17 protein-coding genes and 1 pseudogene are annotated in these 18,328 nt (G+C 44.0%); 3 read left to right on the top strand and 15 right to left on the bottom strand.

Features of this window, described 5'->3' with window-relative positions:
- The first annotated feature begins 4 nt into the window (after positions 1-4).
- Positions 5-352, top strand: coding sequence for a hypothetical protein (locus CGB83_RS12965; protein ID WP_100076170.1), 348 nt, complete (start codon positions 5-7; stop codon positions 350-352).
- Between the two features lie 31 nt (positions 353-383).
- Positions 384-758, top strand: a complete 375-nt coding sequence (locus tag CGB83_RS12960) for a hypothetical protein (RefSeq protein ID WP_100076169.1) — start codon at positions 384-386, stop codon at positions 756-758.
- Positions 759-795: 37 nt separating this feature from the next.
- Here CGB83_RS12960 and CGB83_RS12955 read toward each other — a convergent pair whose 3' ends face one another.
- From CGB83_RS12955 to lepA, 14 genes and pseudogenes are all read right to left on the bottom strand, one after another.
- The gene (locus CGB83_RS12955; RefSeq protein ID WP_100076168.1) at positions 796-2,310 is read right to left on the bottom strand and encodes a GH3 auxin-responsive promoter family protein; all 1,515 of its coding nucleotides are present in this window, start codon (positions 2,308-2,310) and stop codon (positions 796-798) included.
- Positions 2,311-2,478: 168 nt separating this feature from the next.
- Complete coding sequence (locus CGB83_RS12950; RefSeq protein ID WP_100076167.1) at positions 2,479-4,209, bottom strand: M14 family metallopeptidase; 1,731 nt, start codon at positions 4,207-4,209, stop codon at positions 2,479-2,481.
- A gap of 210 nt (positions 4,210-4,419) precedes the next feature.
- Positions 4,420-5,171: pseudogene (locus CGB83_RS12945) on the bottom strand (metallophosphoesterase family protein).
- Positions 5,168-5,716 (bottom strand): RNA 2'-phosphotransferase, encoded by a 549-nt coding sequence (locus CGB83_RS12940; protein ID WP_100076166.1) that lies wholly within the window; start codon positions 5,714-5,716, stop codon positions 5,168-5,170. Before CGB83_RS12940 ends, CGB83_RS12945 begins: the two are co-directional and overlap by 4 nt.
- A 5-nt stretch (positions 5,717-5,721) precedes the next feature.
- Positions 5,722-6,663, bottom strand: coding sequence for an ADP-ribosylglycohydrolase family protein (locus CGB83_RS12935; RefSeq protein WP_100076165.1), 942 nt, complete (start codon positions 6,661-6,663; stop codon positions 5,722-5,724).
- Complete coding sequence (locus CGB83_RS12930) at positions 6,663-7,349, bottom strand: SIR2 family NAD-dependent protein deacylase (RefSeq protein ID WP_100076164.1); 687 nt, start codon at positions 7,347-7,349, stop codon at positions 6,663-6,665. The genes CGB83_RS12935 and CGB83_RS12930 overlap by 1 nt, the downstream gene beginning before the upstream one ends.
- A gap of 172 nt (positions 7,350-7,521) precedes the next feature.
- Complete coding sequence (locus CGB83_RS12920) at positions 7,522-7,932, bottom strand: SMI1/KNR4 family protein (RefSeq protein WP_100076162.1); 411 nt, start codon at positions 7,930-7,932, stop codon at positions 7,522-7,524.
- Positions 7,932-8,438 carry an O-acetyl-ADP-ribose deacetylase gene (locus tag CGB83_RS12915; RefSeq protein WP_100076161.1) on the bottom strand — a complete coding sequence of 169 codons (507 nt, stop codon included), beginning with the start codon at positions 8,436-8,438 and terminating at the stop codon, positions 7,932-7,934. The genes CGB83_RS12920 and CGB83_RS12915 overlap by 1 nt, the downstream gene beginning before the upstream one ends.
- 58 nt (positions 8,439-8,496) lie before the next feature.
- The gene (locus tag CGB83_RS12910) at positions 8,497-8,970 is read right to left on the bottom strand and encodes a macro domain-containing protein (protein WP_100077590.1); all 474 of its coding nucleotides are present in this window, start codon (positions 8,968-8,970) and stop codon (positions 8,497-8,499) included.
- Between the two features lie 55 nt (positions 8,971-9,025).
- Positions 9,026-10,105, bottom strand: coding sequence for an adenylosuccinate synthetase (locus tag CGB83_RS12905; RefSeq protein WP_100076160.1), 1,080 nt, complete (start codon positions 10,103-10,105; stop codon positions 9,026-9,028).
- The gene (locus CGB83_RS12900; protein WP_228419921.1) at positions 10,102-10,959 is read right to left on the bottom strand and encodes a hypothetical protein; all 858 of its coding nucleotides are present in this window, start codon (positions 10,957-10,959) and stop codon (positions 10,102-10,104) included. The genes CGB83_RS12905 and CGB83_RS12900 overlap by 4 nt, the downstream gene beginning before the upstream one ends.
- A gap of 91 nt (positions 10,960-11,050) precedes the next feature.
- Entirely contained in the window at positions 11,051-11,602 is a 552-nt protein-coding gene (locus CGB83_RS12895) for a prolyl hydroxylase family protein (RefSeq protein WP_100076159.1), read from the bottom strand.
- Between the two features lie 374 nt (positions 11,603-11,976).
- The gene (locus tag CGB83_RS12890; RefSeq protein ID WP_100076158.1) at positions 11,977-12,672 is read right to left on the bottom strand and encodes an NUDIX hydrolase; all 696 of its coding nucleotides are present in this window, start codon (positions 12,670-12,672) and stop codon (positions 11,977-11,979) included.
- A gap of 140 nt (positions 12,673-12,812) precedes the next feature.
- Positions 12,813-14,609, bottom strand: a complete 1,797-nt coding sequence (gene lepA, locus CGB83_RS12885) for a translation elongation factor 4 (RefSeq protein WP_100076157.1) — start codon at positions 14,607-14,609, stop codon at positions 12,813-12,815.
- A 268-nt stretch (positions 14,610-14,877) separates the two neighbouring features.
- Between lepA and CGB83_RS12880 the strand changes: the two genes are divergently transcribed.
- Positions 14,878-17,160 carry a GH92 family glycosyl hydrolase gene (locus CGB83_RS12880; protein ID WP_100076156.1) on the top strand — a complete coding sequence of 761 codons (2,283 nt, stop codon included), beginning with the start codon at positions 14,878-14,880 and terminating at the stop codon, positions 17,158-17,160.
- Between the two features lie 37 nt (positions 17,161-17,197).
- Here CGB83_RS12880 and CGB83_RS12875 read toward each other — a convergent pair whose 3' ends face one another.
- On the bottom strand, positions 17,198-18,217 hold the full coding sequence (locus CGB83_RS12875; protein ID WP_100076155.1) for a YajG family lipoprotein: 1,020 nt from the start codon (positions 18,215-18,217) through the stop codon (positions 17,198-17,200).
- Positions 18,218-18,328: the final 111 nt, after the last annotated feature.

The following is an 18,328-nucleotide window of genomic DNA, read 5'->3' as shown; positions in this document are numbered from 1 at the left end:
TTTCATGAAAAATTCAGTGTTTGCTATCTGCGCTTTAGGTACCGTATTTCTTTCGTGTTCCAGGAAAGAGCATGCTGATCCCTACCCAGAGTACAGCGCTAAAGCGGATTACGATACTGCAGCAGTAGACTCTTTTTCACAGGGGGCCACCTCTGTAGATGTGATCAGGCAGATCAGGATGTCTTCCCAGAAATACAAAGATTCTATCAAGGAGGCATCAAGGCTGCAGGCAGAGCAGGACCGTATCGCCAAGGAAGCAGAGCAGGAAAATAAGCAGAAACTGGAGGAAGAAAAGAAAAAAGCAGCCCGGGAAAAGCAACAGGCAGATCCGCCTGCACCGGCAGCCCAATAGGATGAAATTAACCTTTTAAAAAATATACAATATGAAAAAACAAATTTTAGCAGGATTGCTGGTTTCAGTTATGGTAGCTTCATGCACCAAATCAACGACCAAAACAGAACAGGTAGAAAATCCTGACGGATCTGTAACGACCACGACTACAGTAACAGAAAATACCGGACTGGTAGACACTTCTAAAGTTAATGAAGCGCGACAAAATGCAAAAGTAAAAGCCCATGAAACCGGTGAAAAGATCGATGCTGCCGCGCAAAAAACAAAGCAGGACCTTAAAGAGGCCGGGAAAGACCTCAAAGAAGCCGGAAAGGAAATCGGGAACGATGTAAAAGATGCCGCCGCCAAAGGCGCTTCAAAAGTGGAAGAAGGGGCCAGGAAGCTTAAAGAAGACCTTAAAAAGTAACCACCAATACAAAACCGCAGGAGACTGCGGTTTTTTTTTATCTGTTCATTTCCAGCAAAGGATCCATATATTCCCGGTCGTTGCACAGCCTCGGGACTTTATTCTGCCCTCCCAGCTTGCCTTTGGACTCCAGCCAGCAGTAAAAAAGGTTAGGCCGTGCCCTATGCACTACCGGCCGTTTCAGGGTGATATTGTTGTATCTTTTAGCCTCATAATCCGAATTGATGGATTTAAGGTGGTTGTCAAAAATGTCGATGAAATGTTCCAGGCTATCCGGCTGGCGGCTGAATTCAAAGATCCACTCATGGGCTCCGCTTTCATTTTCTTTCATGAATATCGGCGCTCCGGTAAATTCCGTAATGTAAGCACCGGTTTCTTCACAGGCCCTGGAAAGCGCAGATTCTACGTTGGTGATCATCAGCTCTTCCCCGAACGCATTGATATAATGCTTTGTTCTTCCCGTAATTTTAATCCTGAACGGATTTACGGAAGTGAAGACCACTGTATCACCGATCAGATACCTCCAAAGTCCCCCGTTGGTAGTGATGACCATGGCATAATTCCTGCCGATTTCCACGTCTTCCAGGTTCACGACTTTCCGGTTAGAAGAGTGAAACTGGTCCATCGGAATAAATTCATAGAAGATCCCGTAATCCAGCATCAGCAGCATTTCATCGCTGTCTGACCGGTCCTGGATGCCGAAAAACCCTTCAGAGGCATTATAAATTTCGTAATAGTTGATCTTTTTGCCGATGATCTGCTTGTACTGTTCCCGGTAAGGCTTAAAGCTGATCCCGCCGTGGAAGAATACCTCAAGGTTTGGCCAGAGCTCGGAAATGCTGCTGATGTCTTTCTCATTTAAGATCCTCTGCAACAGTACCATCATCCAGCTCGGTACGCCCAGGATACTGCCGACATCCTGATTTTTCACTTCGGAAACAATCGCTTTCAGCTTGCTTTCCCATTCGGACATCAGCGAAACTTTCTTGCTCGGCGTCGTCGTCACTTCCACCCAGAAAGGCAGGTTATCAATCAGGATCGCCGAAAGGTCCCCGAATTTGGTATTAAAGTCCGCATACAGCTCTGAGCTTCCGCCCAGGCGCAGGTTTTTGTTGGTGAAAAGCTGGTTTTCAGGATGGTTGTTGGCATATATGGACACCATGTCTTTTCCGGCTTTCATATGGCAGTATTCAAGGCTTTCTGCAGAAATGGGGATAAATTTGCTTTTGGCATTGGTGGTACCGGAAGATTTCGCAAAATGCTTGATGTATCCGGGCCAGCTTACATCTTTGCATCCCTGCCGCGCCTTTTCGATATAAGGCTCCATATCTTCGTAGCAAACTACCGGAACCTTGTTCTTAAAGTCCTGATAGCTGGATATGGAATTGAACCCATACTTCTTCCCATATTCCGTGTCTTCAGCATGAAACAGCTGAGAAAACAGGATACCTTTCTGAGTTTCAATAGGATGGTCGATAAAATTCTGGATCTGATCGATCCGCTGACGGATAAACCAGTTGACCACCGTATTAAAGAGTGCCTTTGTTGCCATTACAACAAATATAATGATATTTGAATTTTCGGAGAATTTTTTATGGTGTTTTTACAGCAGTGACAGACTATTTTTAGTACCATACGAACACGCTGGTGTAAAAAAGGACTATGTTTCTGAACCTGATCGGCTTAAAATGATCATTTGGAAGACCATATTAAGCGTTGGCTAAGGATTCAGAATCCTGAATACCGGATACTGCCGGAAGGTTTTCTCTTCAAAATAAGGCGAATTCCTGTAGATCCAGTCCAGCTGGGCAGTCCCGTCTTCTGCAAATGCAGGATCGGAAGCTTTCTTAGCCTCAAATTTCTGTTTCAGATCACGGTCTTTTTTCAGAAGGCCGGAAGCCGTGTCTTCAAAGATATAGGCTGAATAATATTCTTTCTGTGCTAAAATCCCATCAAAGAAATTCCAGTTGAAGAAAGAGTCCAGTGCTTCAGGCTCCAAGGTCTCAATGATGTATTTCACCCCTTCCTGCCGGGTGGGCACCAGGTAATCCCCTGCCATAAAGGCAATGGTCCTGTTGGAAGCTTCCACGCCAGTGTCAAAATGCAGGTAATGCCCTTCATAAGGGTTTTTAACGGTTTTAAAATCATTGATTTTATAGGCTTCCACAGCAATGGTGCTGTCCTTCCTTATCGGCTTCATCTGAATATTGTTCCTTCTCAATTCCTCGATCACCCGGTATTGTGACTGTGGAACGACATAATACTCCGGAATGGTAATGTAACCGGTAGGCACCGCAGTCGTAAACAGCTTTATATTTTTCGTAAAGGGCTTATTGCGGTCATAATACAACCTGGGCTTCCCTGAAATGTCACTCGGCTTATACTTTCCTTCATAGCCTTTGAAATCCATGGTCGTATACTTTGTGGAATCGATCTTCCATCGGATCCCATACCGTTTTCCCGGCTGGTATTGCTTCAGGTTTTCGATGCGGAGCTGCCTGATCTTTTTGTACTCCTGGTCTAAATTCTTCAGGTTGACCAACATGTACTGATAGGTAGCATCCACCCTTTTATCATAGGGTTTCAGCATATGCGTTTCGGGAACCGTACCCAGTGTATTGAATAAAGTGGTATATCCCGTAGAATATCTCGGTGAATCCTCGAAAGCAGCGAATCCCACTTCGGGAACATCCCCGTGAATATTGACATAGGGGGTACTTTCATACCCGATCTTTTTCAGGTCTTCCAGGTTTTTTGCCTGATAAGTTGTGTAGAAATAATTTCCCAAAACATGACCCAGGCGCTCCTTGAATGTGGAGATATAGGTAAAAGTATACTGATAATCTGCGCCGTTGCTGACGTGGTTATCAATAAAAACATCCGGTTTCAGCCACTGGTAGATCTGCTGGAAGCTTCTTGCATTCTTCGTATCGGCTTTAATGAAATCCCGGTTCAGGTCATAATTCCTCGCGTTACCCCGGAACCCGTATGCTTCGGGGCCATTCTGATTGGCTCTTGAAAATGAACCTCTGTTCAGCATTCCGCTGACATTATAGGCTGAAATAGCGGCCACCACAAAATTCTGCGGGCGCCTGATCTTACCGGTTGCCAGATCCCGCATCAGCATCATGGTGGCATCAATGCCATCCGGTTCACCGGGATGGATTCCGTTATTGATGAACAGCACTGCTTTTTCTTTTCTCAGCCGTTCCATGTCTTTTTCCGGAAAAGGATTATACAGGACTACATAAATTGGTTTTCCATTGTCATCCTCTCCTTTTTTCAGGTATTGGATGGTGCTGAAATTCCTCGCCAGGTTTTCATACCAGGCATTCATTTCGTCATACGTTACCGTCCGGTTGCCATTGCCTTCTTCAAAAGGCGTTTTAAAACCGTTCTGGCAATACAGCAGGGATGAAGCAAAAAGAAACAAAAGGGCATATAGTTTCATTGATGGGAATTTCAGGCTTTAAAATTACTTAAAGTTTTTGGAAACGGATTGACCTTATTTAAAGCATTTGGCGGGATGGAAAGAGCATTCATCTGGTATGTATCGCTATGTAGGATAATCTACTCCCAATTCATGAGTTTTGGCTGATTCATCCTTCCAGCAGAGATGGTTTGGTCTGTGCATACCATGGATCCAACTCTAAGTAAGGAACTATTTCAGTGTCTTAACAGCCTCCTTATTACGTCCTGTCTCATCAGGATATAACCCAGGAAGCGGATCGCTCTGCCAGAATTCTTTGGTATGGATATCCATGATGGTCAGTGATCCGGTGAAACCTGCTCCGGTATCAATATTCCAGATATTGGCCTTATGTAACGGTTCTTTACTTTCCAGATGCAGGGTCGGGGTATGGCCGATGAATATTTCTTTGTACAGGAGGAACCTCTTGGGATACAGTATGGAATTTCTGGACAGCTTTTTATCCATGGCTACAGCAGTTTCCCAAAGCGTCCTGTCCCAGCGGTAATTGGTAGAGTATACTTCTTTATCCGGACCGTGCATGGAAGAATACCCTGCGTGAATAAACAGGCGGTTTTCCTCATCTGCATGATAGTTTTTCATCCGCCGGAAAAATTCCAGGTGCATTTCCTGTTTATCCGGAGAATAGGCCGTATAACTTCAACCGTACTTCTTCCGCCGTTGGACAGCCAGGTGTCATCACTTTTTCCGGAAAAAAGCCAGTCTTCACACCAGGCATCGTGGTTGCCTCTGATGAAGATACAGTCCTGGCCTTCTGCAACATTCATTAAAAAATCGATCACCATGGCAGATTCGCTCCAGCCGTCTACATAATCTCCCAGGAAGATCAATGCATCATCTTTGGTAACGTTTGCCCTTTCCAGGACCTGCTTCAGGGCTCTGAGCCCTCCGTGGATGTCACCTATTGCTAATGTTCTTTTCATACCTTCATAATATATTCCGGAGCTACAAAATCCGTCAGCCAGACTTTATTGTCCGAAAGATAAAACAGCATTCCGTCCTCATGCATTTTTCCGGTCAGAACCGTCAGAATAACCGGCTTCCCGTGCCGCATTCCTACTTTGGTGGCGGTTTCTTTATCCTGGCTTAAGTGCACATGCTGCCGGCTGCGCTTTTCAATCCCGTTTTCAAGGATGGACGGAACATTGACTTCTGCCGTTCCATGGTACAGGAATTCCGGTGGCTGTCGTGACTGTAAAGCCAGGTCGATGGCTACCGAGTGTCCCTGATTTGCGCGGATTTTCTTTTTATCCTTATTAAAAATAAACCGTTGTTTATCATTGGTTGCCACGATCTCATCGAGTTCCTCGAAAGTAAAAGCATGATAAGAATCTCTTCTTGATTTTGTGATTAATTCATCAACATATGCCCATCCGTTTTCATCCAAATTCAGATGGATGGTTTCAGGCTTATGCCTGAGCACAAGGCTTAAAAATTTGCTGATTTTCTTTTTCTGTTGTTCATCCATGATATTTATTTCATCAATTGATCTTCTAATGTTATACTCAGCTTCTCAATATCGTCTTTCCTTACCAGCTCTGCCACCCACTCTTCAGGTATACTTTCAAAGCCGTAATACAATCCTGCCAGTCCGCCGGTGATGGCTCCGGTGGTATCGGTATCCTCGCCTAGATTAACGGCTTTCAGAACTGCTTCGGAATAGTTTTCGGAATTCAGGAAACACCATAATGAGGCTTCCAGGCTGTGAAGGACGTAACCCCCGGAATTTATTTCATCTTCAGGACAGACAGAAATATCATTTTTCAGAATCCGTTCAAAAAGTTTAATTTCTTTTGGGTTAAAACCCTGAATTTCTGCAAATTCTGAAGCTACTCTTTGCGTATGGGTATATGCTTCTCTTTTATCTTTTCCTTTGATCAATGCAATTGCAAAAACCACATAGACAAAGCAGGCAAAAACAGAGCGGAAATGCCCGTGCGTAATGGATGACACCTCCTTTACCGTCCGGTATAAACTTTCGATATTTTCTTCGTCCTTAAGATAAAATGCTAACGGCAGGATTCTCATTAAAGAACCATTTCCATTATCTTCTTCAAAAATATTCCCTGAAAACCTGGCGCTTTCCCCTTTGATGAGCCTTGCAATGGAATGCCGGGTTGTTCCTCCGATATCAAAAAGCTTCCCATGCGCCGTCCAGTGTCCGTCTTCTACCCATTTCACAAAGCTTTCGCCAATCTTTTCCAGATCATAGCCGTCTGTTAAACTTTCAGCCAGGCAAAGTGTTAACGAACTGTCATCACTCCATGTTCCTTTCGGCTGGTTCCAGGATCCAAACGCCTGCATATTTGTAACAGGAGCCCTTTTAAGATCTGCTCTTTTTTTAAATTCTACCGGCACACCCAGCGCATCGCCTATACAGACTCCGAAAATTCCCGCTTTTACACTATTTTTCATCAGGCAAGATTTACCAGTTGATCAAACAGCAGCTTCATTCCCTGAGTGGCCGTTTCTTTCATCACCACCGCTCTCTGCCCGTAGCCGAAACCTGTTTCGTTGGGATTGATAACGATCAGAAGGCAGTCCTCTTTAATATCATGCAGCAACCCGGCAGCAGGATATACCTGAAGAGAAGTTCCGATCACCAGGAAGATATCGGCTTCCTTAACTATTTTCGTCGCTTCCTTCATCAACGGGACTTCTTCCCCGAACCAGACGATAAACGGCCTTAGCTGAGCACCATCTTCGGCTTTATCACCGATATTGATGTCGTTTTTATGCTCATAAATCAGATTTTTATTATTGCAGGAGCAGGATTTGAACAACTCTCCATGCAGATGCAGGATATGGGTAGAACCGGCCCGCTCATGCAGGTCATCAATATTTTGCGTAATGATCTGTACCTCGAAATAGTTTTCCAGTTCTGCCAGTAACCGGTGTGCCTCATTAGGCTCCACTTCATGAAGCTGGCGCCGCCTCTGGTTATAGAATTCCAGGACCAGTGCCCGGTCTTTCCGCCATCCTTCCGGACTGGCCACATCGGTGATGCTGTGATTTTCCCAGAGCCCGTCTCCGTCCCTGAAGGTCTTTATTCCGCTTTCGGCACTGATTCCGGCACCGGTTAATACGGTTAATTTTTTCATTTGTTTACAATTTTTTCTTTTATAACCTGAAAGGCCATAACTGTTACGATAGCAATAGTTATCGGTACAGAAATAATGTACAAGGGAATATTTTTAAAATGCTGCCTTATACTGATTCCATATTTCTCTCTCGTTTTATTGTTAATAAACGATACAAAATCATCTTTTTCTGTCACCTGTTTCTGAAAAGCATTCCATCCTTCATTGATGCAAATTTCATCAAGAAGATACAGTTTAGAATTTTCTGCGTTTTCATACAAGTTAAAAAAAGGTAAGATTCAAAATTTCTCTGAAAATAGTTACAATAATAATTATCTTTTCTTAAGCAAAAAACATTTTTATTTTCTGGCAACTTCAGCTGTTCTAATTCTGCCCTCAACTCCTCCTGGATTCTTTTTAATTTTTCAGGATTATCTTCAACAGGAAAAACATTTGAGTTCTTCCCTGCAGTCTGAAGATACAATATATAAGCTTCCGGAAATTTCAGGTGTAATTCTTTTTGAAATACATTAATTTCATCAGTGGTCAATCCTATATTTTGATTTTCTGGATCATATACAAATCTGAAATTATACTTTTTCATTATGCTAAAAGCCTTTTATAAATCGCTTCATTTTCATCATCAAAACAGACGAAAATAATTTTTTCAATGCTGTCTGACCGGAAGTTCTTTACAGTCTCCACCGCAATTTGTCCTGCCCGTTCTTTCGGAAAGCGATAGACCCCGGTACTGATGTTAGGAAATGCAATTGTTTTTACATCCAGGCTTTCTGCCAGTTTCAATGAATTGTTGTAGCAGTTCTCCAACAGAGAAGCGCACTCTTTTTCATCCCCATTCCAGACCGGGCCAACCGTATGAATGACATATTGCGCCGGAAGATTTCCCGCTGTAGTTACTACCGCTTCCCCGGTATTGCATTTTCCTTGTTTGTTCCTGATCATGATACATTCTTCAAGGATCTGCTTTCCGCCTGCCCGGTGAATGGCCCCGTCTACCCCGCCACCGCCCAACAAAGAGGAATTGGCCGCATTAACGATGGCTCCTGCTTGTATTTTGGTGATATCGCCTTTAATGAGTTCGATCTTCATATTTCTAATTTAATTAATGATACCTGTTATCATCAGGCTTTTAAGATTGAATTTCATCTTATTTAAAATCATACACGAAAACCTTCAGTTGATGATTCAGTAAAGTCCGCCCGATGATCGGTTCTATTTCTTCCCATTTTCCGCCGGCCAGTCCGCAGCCTATTCTAGGCATATGAACGGAAGCATTCCGTTGCAAAGCTTCAGCAGCCAATTTCTCCAGGCATTGTTCGACAGCCTCATACCGGATCGGCGGCTTTCCTCCTGACTTTGAAATTGTTTTATGCTGCCCGATCATATTGCAGATCCAGAGGCCTTCTTCTACCTGAACCATCTGAATTTCACCAAGGCTGAAGTGTTCCTTGCTTTTAAACCACTTCCTGTACGCTGCTTCCGGCTCCTTCCATTTTCCGGAGATGGCCATGACGAAACCTTTTCCCCAGCCTCCGATATCATTGCAGATATGGGCGATGATGGCATTTCCTTCAGATGCCGGCCTTGTTGCGTCGCCTTTTAGATATTCTATCGTGTTCATCCTTAATTTTATTCTTGTCCGTTTAACAATCGATACATCGGTTGCACCAGACAGGCTATTCCAAACCGTCAATTCTTCTGAATGCATTTGAATACGGAGCATAAGACCCAAATACCGCTTCAAACTTTACCTCCAGTTTTTCAAGCTTAAACGGTACATCCAGCTGATCCAGGCAGGTAACTACCAGATGCTTTCGGTGTGCAGAACCATAGCCTTCGTCTACTTTCAGCGCATAATTCAGCAGTTCGTAATCCAGATCACCGGTCCGGAAGGCTCCCTGGTATTCATTAAAGGTACAGGTTTCTTCGTCATTATTCTGTAATGAAAGCTCTTTTTCATTGCTCATCCAGCCGTTTCCGTGGCGTGTTGCATAACTTCTGGTTACGTAATACATTTCTATGTGGTCAATCCCGATCTGCCTGCATACCTCATACGCATTTTTTGAGGTGGTACGGGCATAGGTCACATTCGGAAAAACACCGTGGTCCATATCCAGCAGGATTCCCTGGCTTCCTTCAAAAATCAGATGGTCAAATGTATCCAGGTAGCTGTAGCCCTCAATTTTCCATTCCATCTGATCAATGGCATGCAGAAAGTCATCCAGGGCCGCCTGTATTTCTTCTCCGTCCGAAAAACCATAGTAGAAAGCAATACCTTTCAGTTTTTCAATCAGCATGGCTCTCGGCGCTATCAGGTCGGCAGCAAACAGCCGGTATGGGCTTTCATGTCTTTTCATCGTAGCTCCAATACCTTTCCCGCAGGTTCCGTGCTGCGTATTCCTGATGTCTTTCCTGTTGTGAAGGACATCAAAAGGGGTGGTTACTTTAGCCAGCGGATGGATATGGAGGCTGGTATTTCCATTCTTGCTTTTCAGTTCCTTCCACTCATTGTACATAAATACAGGATGAATGGTGCAGTGCTCGGTGAAGTAAGATGGCAGTCCCCGCAAAGCCCCGCTGCAAAAGCTGGAATGCACATGTTTCCGGTCGCCGATCATCACCGTATGCGCCGCCTGCTGGCCTCCGGAAAACCGGATGACCACTGCATCGGGATTCCGGGCTGCCAGGAAATCTGTGGTAATCCCTTTTCCTTCGTCCCCGAATCCCAAACCTATGATGATATCTGCTGTTTTCATTTCAGGAATCTTTGTAACATTCCGCCCCACCCGTCTTTGTGTTCAGTGTTTCCAGTCCTGCGGGTTTTGCAGACAATTTCTTTGATCACATAAGGAACATCCCGGTAGTCTGTAATGGAAATACAGTTCTGTCCCAGTAATTCTTTCCATCCGCGGTCTGCACGCACTGCCTGGTCTGAATGCAAAACGTTAATGTGATATATTTCATATTTTCTTTGAGCTTCGGCCAACAGTTCCTTATGGCTGAATGTCTGCTGTCCCGTTCCCATAATCTCCCTGATGGCAGAGGCTGGAAGGGTTTTTAAACAGGGTTCGTCACCTACCGTAAAGAGAATCCCCTTCTGGTTTCTTTTCTCAAAAGCATCTGTCCTGGTGTGGAAAGCGGCAAAATACCAGGCTAAAAGATAACTTTCTCCGCCGTTGCCACCGCCGCCGGATTCAATATAGGTTCTGGTGAGCCACATATCCAGTTCTTCGTCTCCGGATTCAAACTGCCCGACCTGTAAAGGATAATGATCGCATTCATGGTCTCCGATCCCCATAAACAGTAATGCGGCATCTGGAACCCCGCCCTGGATAATTCCTCCCATAAGTTTTGGAAGGCCTTCCTGGATCAGGTTGTACGGGATATGACCCATGCTTCCGGTAACGTCCAGTCCTAAAATAATCGGAAATGATTCCGGGTGTACGGATGAGTCCCTGGCTTCCCTGAAAAGGATGCCGTTTGGATTCATAGACTCATGTGCCATTCTTTTAGCATTCTGAGTGAAAATTTCACCTGCACTTTTAGATGCATAGCCCATTTTTCTTGCTCTGTCGAAACGAGCGTCCATATCGTATCTTGTACTTCCCATAACTTAAATTTTAGTTAAAGACCATTAATATTGTTGATGTGCCAGCTTACAGCTGACTTTTAGAAGAATACAGATGTATTCAATATTTCGTTTATGATTGTGTAGTATACATTACGTCTGTCCTCAGGACGTACTTCAACCCGCTGATCAGTGTTTTTCCTTCATGCCTGAGCGGATGATAAAAGACCAGGGCAGAACCTTTCTTCGGAGCTACAGTAAATAAGCCTTCAAACTCGGTTTCTCCGCCCTCAAAATCATCGTTCAGATAGATCAGGAAGGTGTAAAAGCTTTTTTCATTTTCATTTCTGACATAACTGCCATCCCTATGCATCTTGAATCGCTGTCCCGGCGAATATTTATAGATCCTGAACATTTCATTAAAACCTGAAATGTGGTAGTTCTCATGGGACTGGGGAAGAAATTCAGCGGCTTTCCTGAAAAGGTTTTCAGCTAGTTCATTATCGAAAACCATCAGCCGGTCATTGTTCCTGATCCCTTTGCTCATCACTTGCCTGCCCTTCATGTTGATCTTTGCTTCTTCGAAGTCCTGGTCTTCTGCCTGTGTGATATAATGATCACATTCTTGATCAGTCAGGAAATCCTCGATCAGAAATATCTGCGTATGCAATACTGTCTTTTCCATAATATTCCGTTTTTGTCTGGTGTTTATTTCTCAATTCATCCCGTACATCCATTAAAGCAAATCCCAATAGACCATAAGATAAATTCAACTATTGCGTTATTTTTACACAAATTTAAAAGAATATGATTCTATCTGCCAAATTAATTTGCGTTAATTTTACGCTAAATAAAATAAGTATCTGATTTTCAGATATAAAAATTTACAATCTAGAAAAGGCTGATGAAGACAAATCAATAAATTCCAGTGAAACACGATGGATGATGCCTGATGAAAATCCTATGGGTTTTGTTGTTATTGAAGAGGTATATGAAGTATTTAAGGATGAAAATTATCCGTTGCTGACCAATCAGCAGATGCTATCATCTGATCAGGACCTATTTTATTTCAAAATAAAAGCCCTGCTCTTCCAGTTCTTTGTATTTTTCCTGATTAAAAGTAAACATTTTCCCCGGCCTCCCACTGCCTTCTTTTTTGAGGTTATTGGTTTCGTTCAATAGTCCGTAACTCATGATTTTTTTCCGGAAATTCCGGCGGTCGATTTCCTGTCCGATAATGGTCTTATACAGGTTCTCAAGGTCTGAAAACGGAAATTCATCATTCAGCAGATTGAATCCGATCGGCTGGTACTGTATTTTTGTACGGAGCCTCTTCAACGCCAGGTCGATGATGGTCTGGTGATCAAAAGCCAGTGCGGGCAAGCGGTTGACGCTGAACCATTGCGTATCATCTGCATCGGAGTCAGCCGACAGTTCATGGTATGAAGGGTTCACAAGCCCCAGATAAGCCACGGAAACTACCCTGTTTCGGGGATCACGGCCTACATTGCCAAAGGTATACAGTTGTTCCAGGAAATCGGGTTTTATGCCTGCCTCTTCATGGAGTTCCCTTTTAACGGCATCGTCCAGGTTTTCATCATCAAGTACCAATCCGCCGGGAAGGGCCCAGCCTCCTTGGAACGGTTCTATTTTCCTTTTGATCAGAAGGATCTGAAGGTCTTCTTTATCAAAATACCCGAAAACAACTGCGTCTACCGCTACTTTAATATCCTGTAATTTCTTTGGAGTGTTCATTGCCCTGATTTGCGTTGTGAGTACACAAAGTTACGGTTTAGATCATCGTAAAAAAAGGATTTGTGTCATAAACAGAAAATCCGCAGAAATAGATCTGCGGACTTCTTTTATTATTTACCCATTCGAGGGCTATGAATTCATTAATCATTCAGCTTCAGTACTGCCATAAATGCCGACTGCGGCACTTCTACCCTTCCGATCTGCTTCATTTTCTTCTTACCTTCCTTCTGCTTTTCCAATAGCTTTCTCTTTCTGGAAATATCCCCTCCGTAACATTTTGCGGTAACGTCTTTCCTCAGCGCTTTAATGGTTTCCCTGGCGATTACTTTTGTTCCTAAGGCTGCCTGAACGGCAATATCGAACTGCTGTCTCGGGATCAGCTCACGGAGCTTTTCACACATCTTTTTACCGATATAATAGGCATTGGAATCGTGAATCAATGATGATAAAGCATCCACCATATCCCCATTGATCAGGATATCCATTTTTACGAGCTTGGAAGCCCGGAATCCGATCGGATGGTAATCGAAGGACGCATATCCTTTGGAAATCGATTTCAGCCTGTCGTAGAAGTCAAACACCACTTCTGCAAGCGGCATGTTGAACACCAGTTCAACCCTTTCCGAAGTCAGGTAGCTCTGGTTAACGATTTCACCTCTTTTTTCGATGCATAAAGTCATTACCGGGCCTACAAAATCGGATTTGGTAATGATGGAAGCCTTGATAAACGGTTCTTCCACTCTGTCCATGATGGAAGGATCCATCATTTCTGACGGGTTATTGATCAGGATCGGAACTTCAGGCTCTTTTTTAGAATACCCGAAATACGATACGTTCGGTACCGTTGTAATCACATTCATATTGAACTCACGGTCCAGACGTTCCTGTACGATCTCCATGTGGAGCATGCCCAGGAATCCGCAACGGAACCCGAAACCTAATGCCGCTGAACTTTCCGGCTCGAAAACCAGGGAAGCGTCATTCAGCCTCAGCTTTTCGAGAGAGAACCTGAGTTCTTCGAAGTCTTCGGAATCAATCGGGTAAATACCGGCGAAAACCATCGGCTTTACTTCCTCAAAACCTTCAATCGGCCCTGCAGCAGGTTTATCGAATGAGGTAATAGTATCCCCGACTTTTACCTCACGGGCATCCTTGATTCCGGAAACCAGGTAACCTACATCACCGCATCCAACGGTTTTCTTAGGAACCTGTTTCAGTTTAAGGGTTCCTACCTCATCAGCTCCGTATTCTTTACCGGTAGCAAAGAATTTGATTTTTTCATTTTTGGAAATACTTCCGTTAACCACTTTGAAATAGGCTTCGATCCCTCTGAACGGATTGTATACCGAGTCAAAGACCAGCGCCTGAAGCGGTGCATCCGGATCACCTACCGGAGCAGGAATCCTTTCTACAATCTGTTCGAGCAGATGGTGGACGCCTTCTCCCGTTTTTCCGGAAACCCTTAAGACATCTTCATAATCACACCCGATCAGGTTCATGATTTCATCCGTTACTTCTTCAGGATTGGCTGAAGGAAGGTCGATTTTATTCAGGATCGGAATGATCGTAAGGTCATTTTCCAATGCCAGGTACAGGTTACTGATGGTCTGGGCCTGGATGCTCTGAGCCGCATCCACGATAAGAAGCGCCCCCTCACAGGCTGCAATGGAACGGGAAACTTCGTAGGAAAAATCCACGTGTCCCGGTGTATCGATGAGGTTTAAGATATATTTTTCTCCTTTGTATTCATAATCCATCTGGATGGCGTGGGACTTGATGGTAATCCCTCGTTCTTTTTCCAGATCCATATCATCCAGGGTCTGAGACTGCAGCTCTCTTTGAGTCACGGTATTCGTATACTCAAGAAGACGGTCCGCCAGCGTACTTTTTCCGTGGTCGATATGGGCAATTATGCAAAAATTTCGTATGTTTTTCATTTAAGAACCTTGTAATTGGCAAAGATAATAAATTGAAAGGTAATTCCTCATTCTTAATCCGATGGAGCAAAAATTATTTTAACCGGGAATTTTTAATACCCTTTTGTTTCCGGACAGGATTGATCATAGGAGTAAAGTCCGGACTGCACGAAATAGCATGACAACCATTGATCATTAGTGAGAATCCGCAATCCTGCCTGTATGTAATAAATATTTTTTACCTTTTCACTTTAAATCTTTTTAAGAAAAGCCGAAATCAATAGTACTTATGAAAAAAATTCTCCTGCTGATGGCTATCTTCCCTTTTATTGCCGTACCATCGCAATGGGTTGAACATGCCGTATCCCATCCTGAAGAGCTGGTAAATCCGCTTATCGGGACGCTTTCCAAACCATCTTTATCAAACGGAAACACCTATCCGGCGGTAGCTGTCCCTCATGGCATGAACTTATGGACACCACAGACCGGGAAAAACGGAAACGGATGGCAGTATACCTACGATGCCGATAAGATCCGGGGCATTAAACAGACCCATCAGCCTTCGCCGTGGATGAACGATTACGGCATGTTTTCCATTATGCCTGTTACAGGAAAAATGCGTTTTAGTGAGGATGAACGAGCCAGCTGGTTTTCTCATAAATCCGAAGTATCAAAACCTTATTACTACAGTGTTTACCTGTCTGACCACAATGTCAAGGCTGAAATTGCGCCTACGGAAAGAGCTGCCCAGATGCGCCTGACCTATCCGGACTCCGAAAACTCCTGGTTTGTGGTGGACGCTTTTGATAAAGGCTCGGCAATTACGATTATCCCTTCACAGAACAAAATTACAGGTTACTCAACCCGGTATTCCCGCGGTAAGCTCACCGGTTTCAAGAACTATTTTGTGATCTATGCAGACAAGCCGTTCACCCGGTATTCGGCATGGAAAGATAAAGATTTTGTACAGGGCGCACTGGAAATTAAAGGTGATCACTGTGGAGCAGTCGTAGGTTTTGCGACGAAGAAAGGGGAAAAAGTCCATCTGAGGATTGCTTCTTCATTCATCAGCCAGGAGCAGGCGGAACTGAATTTACAGAGGGAGCTGAATAAAGATTCCTTTGATGATACCTACACGAAAGCGAAAGCTGCCTGGAATGAAAAGCTGAAAAGAGTGGAAGTCGCAGGCGGAACCATCGATCAGATGCGGACATTCTATTCCTGTCTTTACCGGATGCTCTGCTTCCCGCATAAGATGTATGAGATTGATAAAACCGGAAAGATCGTTCATTACAGCCCGTACTCCGGAAAGACTGAATCAGGATACCGTTTTGCAGGTACAGGCTTTTGGGATACCTTCAGGGCACTCTACCCTTTCCTAAATCTGGTTTATCCGGGCATCAATGTAGAAATGCAGAAAGGGCTGATCAGAGATTATAAAGAAGGCGGCTGGCTGCCGGAATGGTCAAGCCCCTCCTATTCCGATATCATGATCGGCAACAATTCAGCTTCCGTCGTTGCTGATGCTTACCTGAAAGGCCTGAGAGGCTACGACATTGAAACCTTATATCAGGCCCTGCTCCATGGTGCAAATAACGAAGGGCCGCAGGCTACCGGAAGGCTTGGCATCGGGTACTATAAGAAGCTGGGTTATGTGCCTTATGACGTGAAGATCAATGAAAATGCAGCAAGGACCCTGGAATATGCCTATGATGACTTTGCTATTGCCCAACTAGGAAAAGCATTGGGAAAACCTGAATCCGAATGGGGCGAATATTACAGGCGTTCCCAGAATTTCAGGAAAGTGATTGATCCTGAGACCAGGCTTGCGCGTGGCAGGAACCAGGATGGAAGTTTCCAGGCCCCTTTCAACCCTTTCAAATGGGGCGATGCTTTTACGGAAGGAAACAGCTGGCACTATACCTGGTCCGTATTCCAAGATATCGAAGGATTAGCCGGCCTGATGGGCGGTAGGAAGGAGTTCTCTAAAAAACTGGATTCCATTTTTGAAATGCCGCCGGTATACGATGACAACTATTATGGTTCAACCATCCACGAAATACAGGAGATGGTAAATGCCGATATGGGACAGTATGCCCACGGGAACCAGCCGGCCCAGCATATTATCTATCTATACAATTATTCCGGGGAACCCTGGAAAACGCAGTACTGGGTGCGCGAAACCATGGACCGCCTGTACCAGCCTACTCCCGACGGATATTGCGGTGATGAGGACAATGGCCAGACTTCAGCATGGTATGTGTTCTCAGCACTCGGATTTTATCCGGTAACGCCGGCTACGGACCAATATGTTCTGGGTGCTCCACTATTTAAGAAAGCTATCGTCCATCTCGAAAACGGAAAAACGATTGAGGTTAATGCGAGGAATAATAATGACAATAACCGGTTTGTACAATCGCTAAAATTCAACGGAAAAAAATACTCCAAAAACTGGCTCGGTCATCAGGAACTGATGAAGGGGGCAAAGCTGAATTTTGAAATGGTTTCCCAGCCGAATAAAGACCGGGGAACGGATGAAAAGGATTTTCCGTATTCTTATTCTAAGCCATAACAATCAAAAGAGACAGCTCGCGGCTGTCTCTTTTGATTTATCTATATTTACCGAAATCTTCCGGTAAGATGTAATTGCCGGTGAGCGGATCGATGTATACTTCAGATCCTGGAATCCGTTTTCTCTGTTTTGCTGTGCTCACATCAATGACGGCACCAATCAGGCCACCCACCAGACCGCCTGTTGCCCCGCCGATCTGAGCAAAGCTCGTATTGCTTGCCGGAAACAATTCTTCCCTTTTAGCCTCTATAAAAAGACCATTTTCATTTCTGAAAATTTCGGCATAGCCTACAGGAATAATTTTATAGGCTACACCCTTATATACGACTGCATAGAAATTCCTTAAGGGTGTTTTCTCCTCTCCTTTCACCGCTTTGGTCAGAACGCCTTTATCATTGGCCTGTAATACAAATCCGGATTCCGGATGGTGTGTAAAGAAGCTGTAATAATCTTTATAGACGCCATCTTTAAGGCTGTCTGCCTTAAGGATGTCCAGCTTTCCCTTTAACAAAGATGCATAATCAGAGAGTTCGTTTTCCCGGATGCTCAGATCCCAGGGATTCCTGGTATAAGATCCTTTCAGGAGGTCGGTAAAAATAAGGGTTATTTTCTTTGCCAGGCTCTGTGCCATATACGGGGTATTCCGTGATGAAACCGTGGCTACTGTATCTTTTCTGTACACAAAATGGTATCCGTCGTCCTTCTTCATAAAAATGCTGGCACGAAGTTCCAGCTTACCGACAGAATACTTTTCTTTCTTGTCTTCCGACACTTTCAGGTCCTCCAGTAAAAAAACCATATTATTACTGCCTTTTCCCGGGTTGTATTTATAAAACCAATCTTTGATATCCTGGGATGCATTATGTTCAAACAGGATGGGTACCGGGTCATCATGATACATGACCGATCCTACCTGCTGGTCTGCCCTCTGGTCTATTACGGAAAAACTTCCGACTGAATTCTTACTGTCCTTCACAGATTTTGAAAGGTCTATAACTTCTGTTTTCTGGGCTAATACTACGCCTGAGAACAGCAAAAGGATAAGTATTTTTTTCATATCCCTAATGTAGGTAAAAAAATGATTTAATTCCTCAGGTCCAACAGGCATAAATCAAACGACTCTCATCATAAGAATGATGAGAGTCGTCCAACATTAAAAAAATAAACT

It is taken from the genome of Chryseobacterium camelliae (genome assembly GCF_002770595.1).
In the GTDB taxonomy this organism is placed as follows: domain Bacteria; phylum Bacteroidota; class Bacteroidia; order Flavobacteriales; family Weeksellaceae; genus Chryseobacterium; species Chryseobacterium camelliae.
The sequence above is the reverse complement of the archived record's forward strand: the minus strand, read 5'-3'. Positions and strand labels throughout refer to the sequence as shown.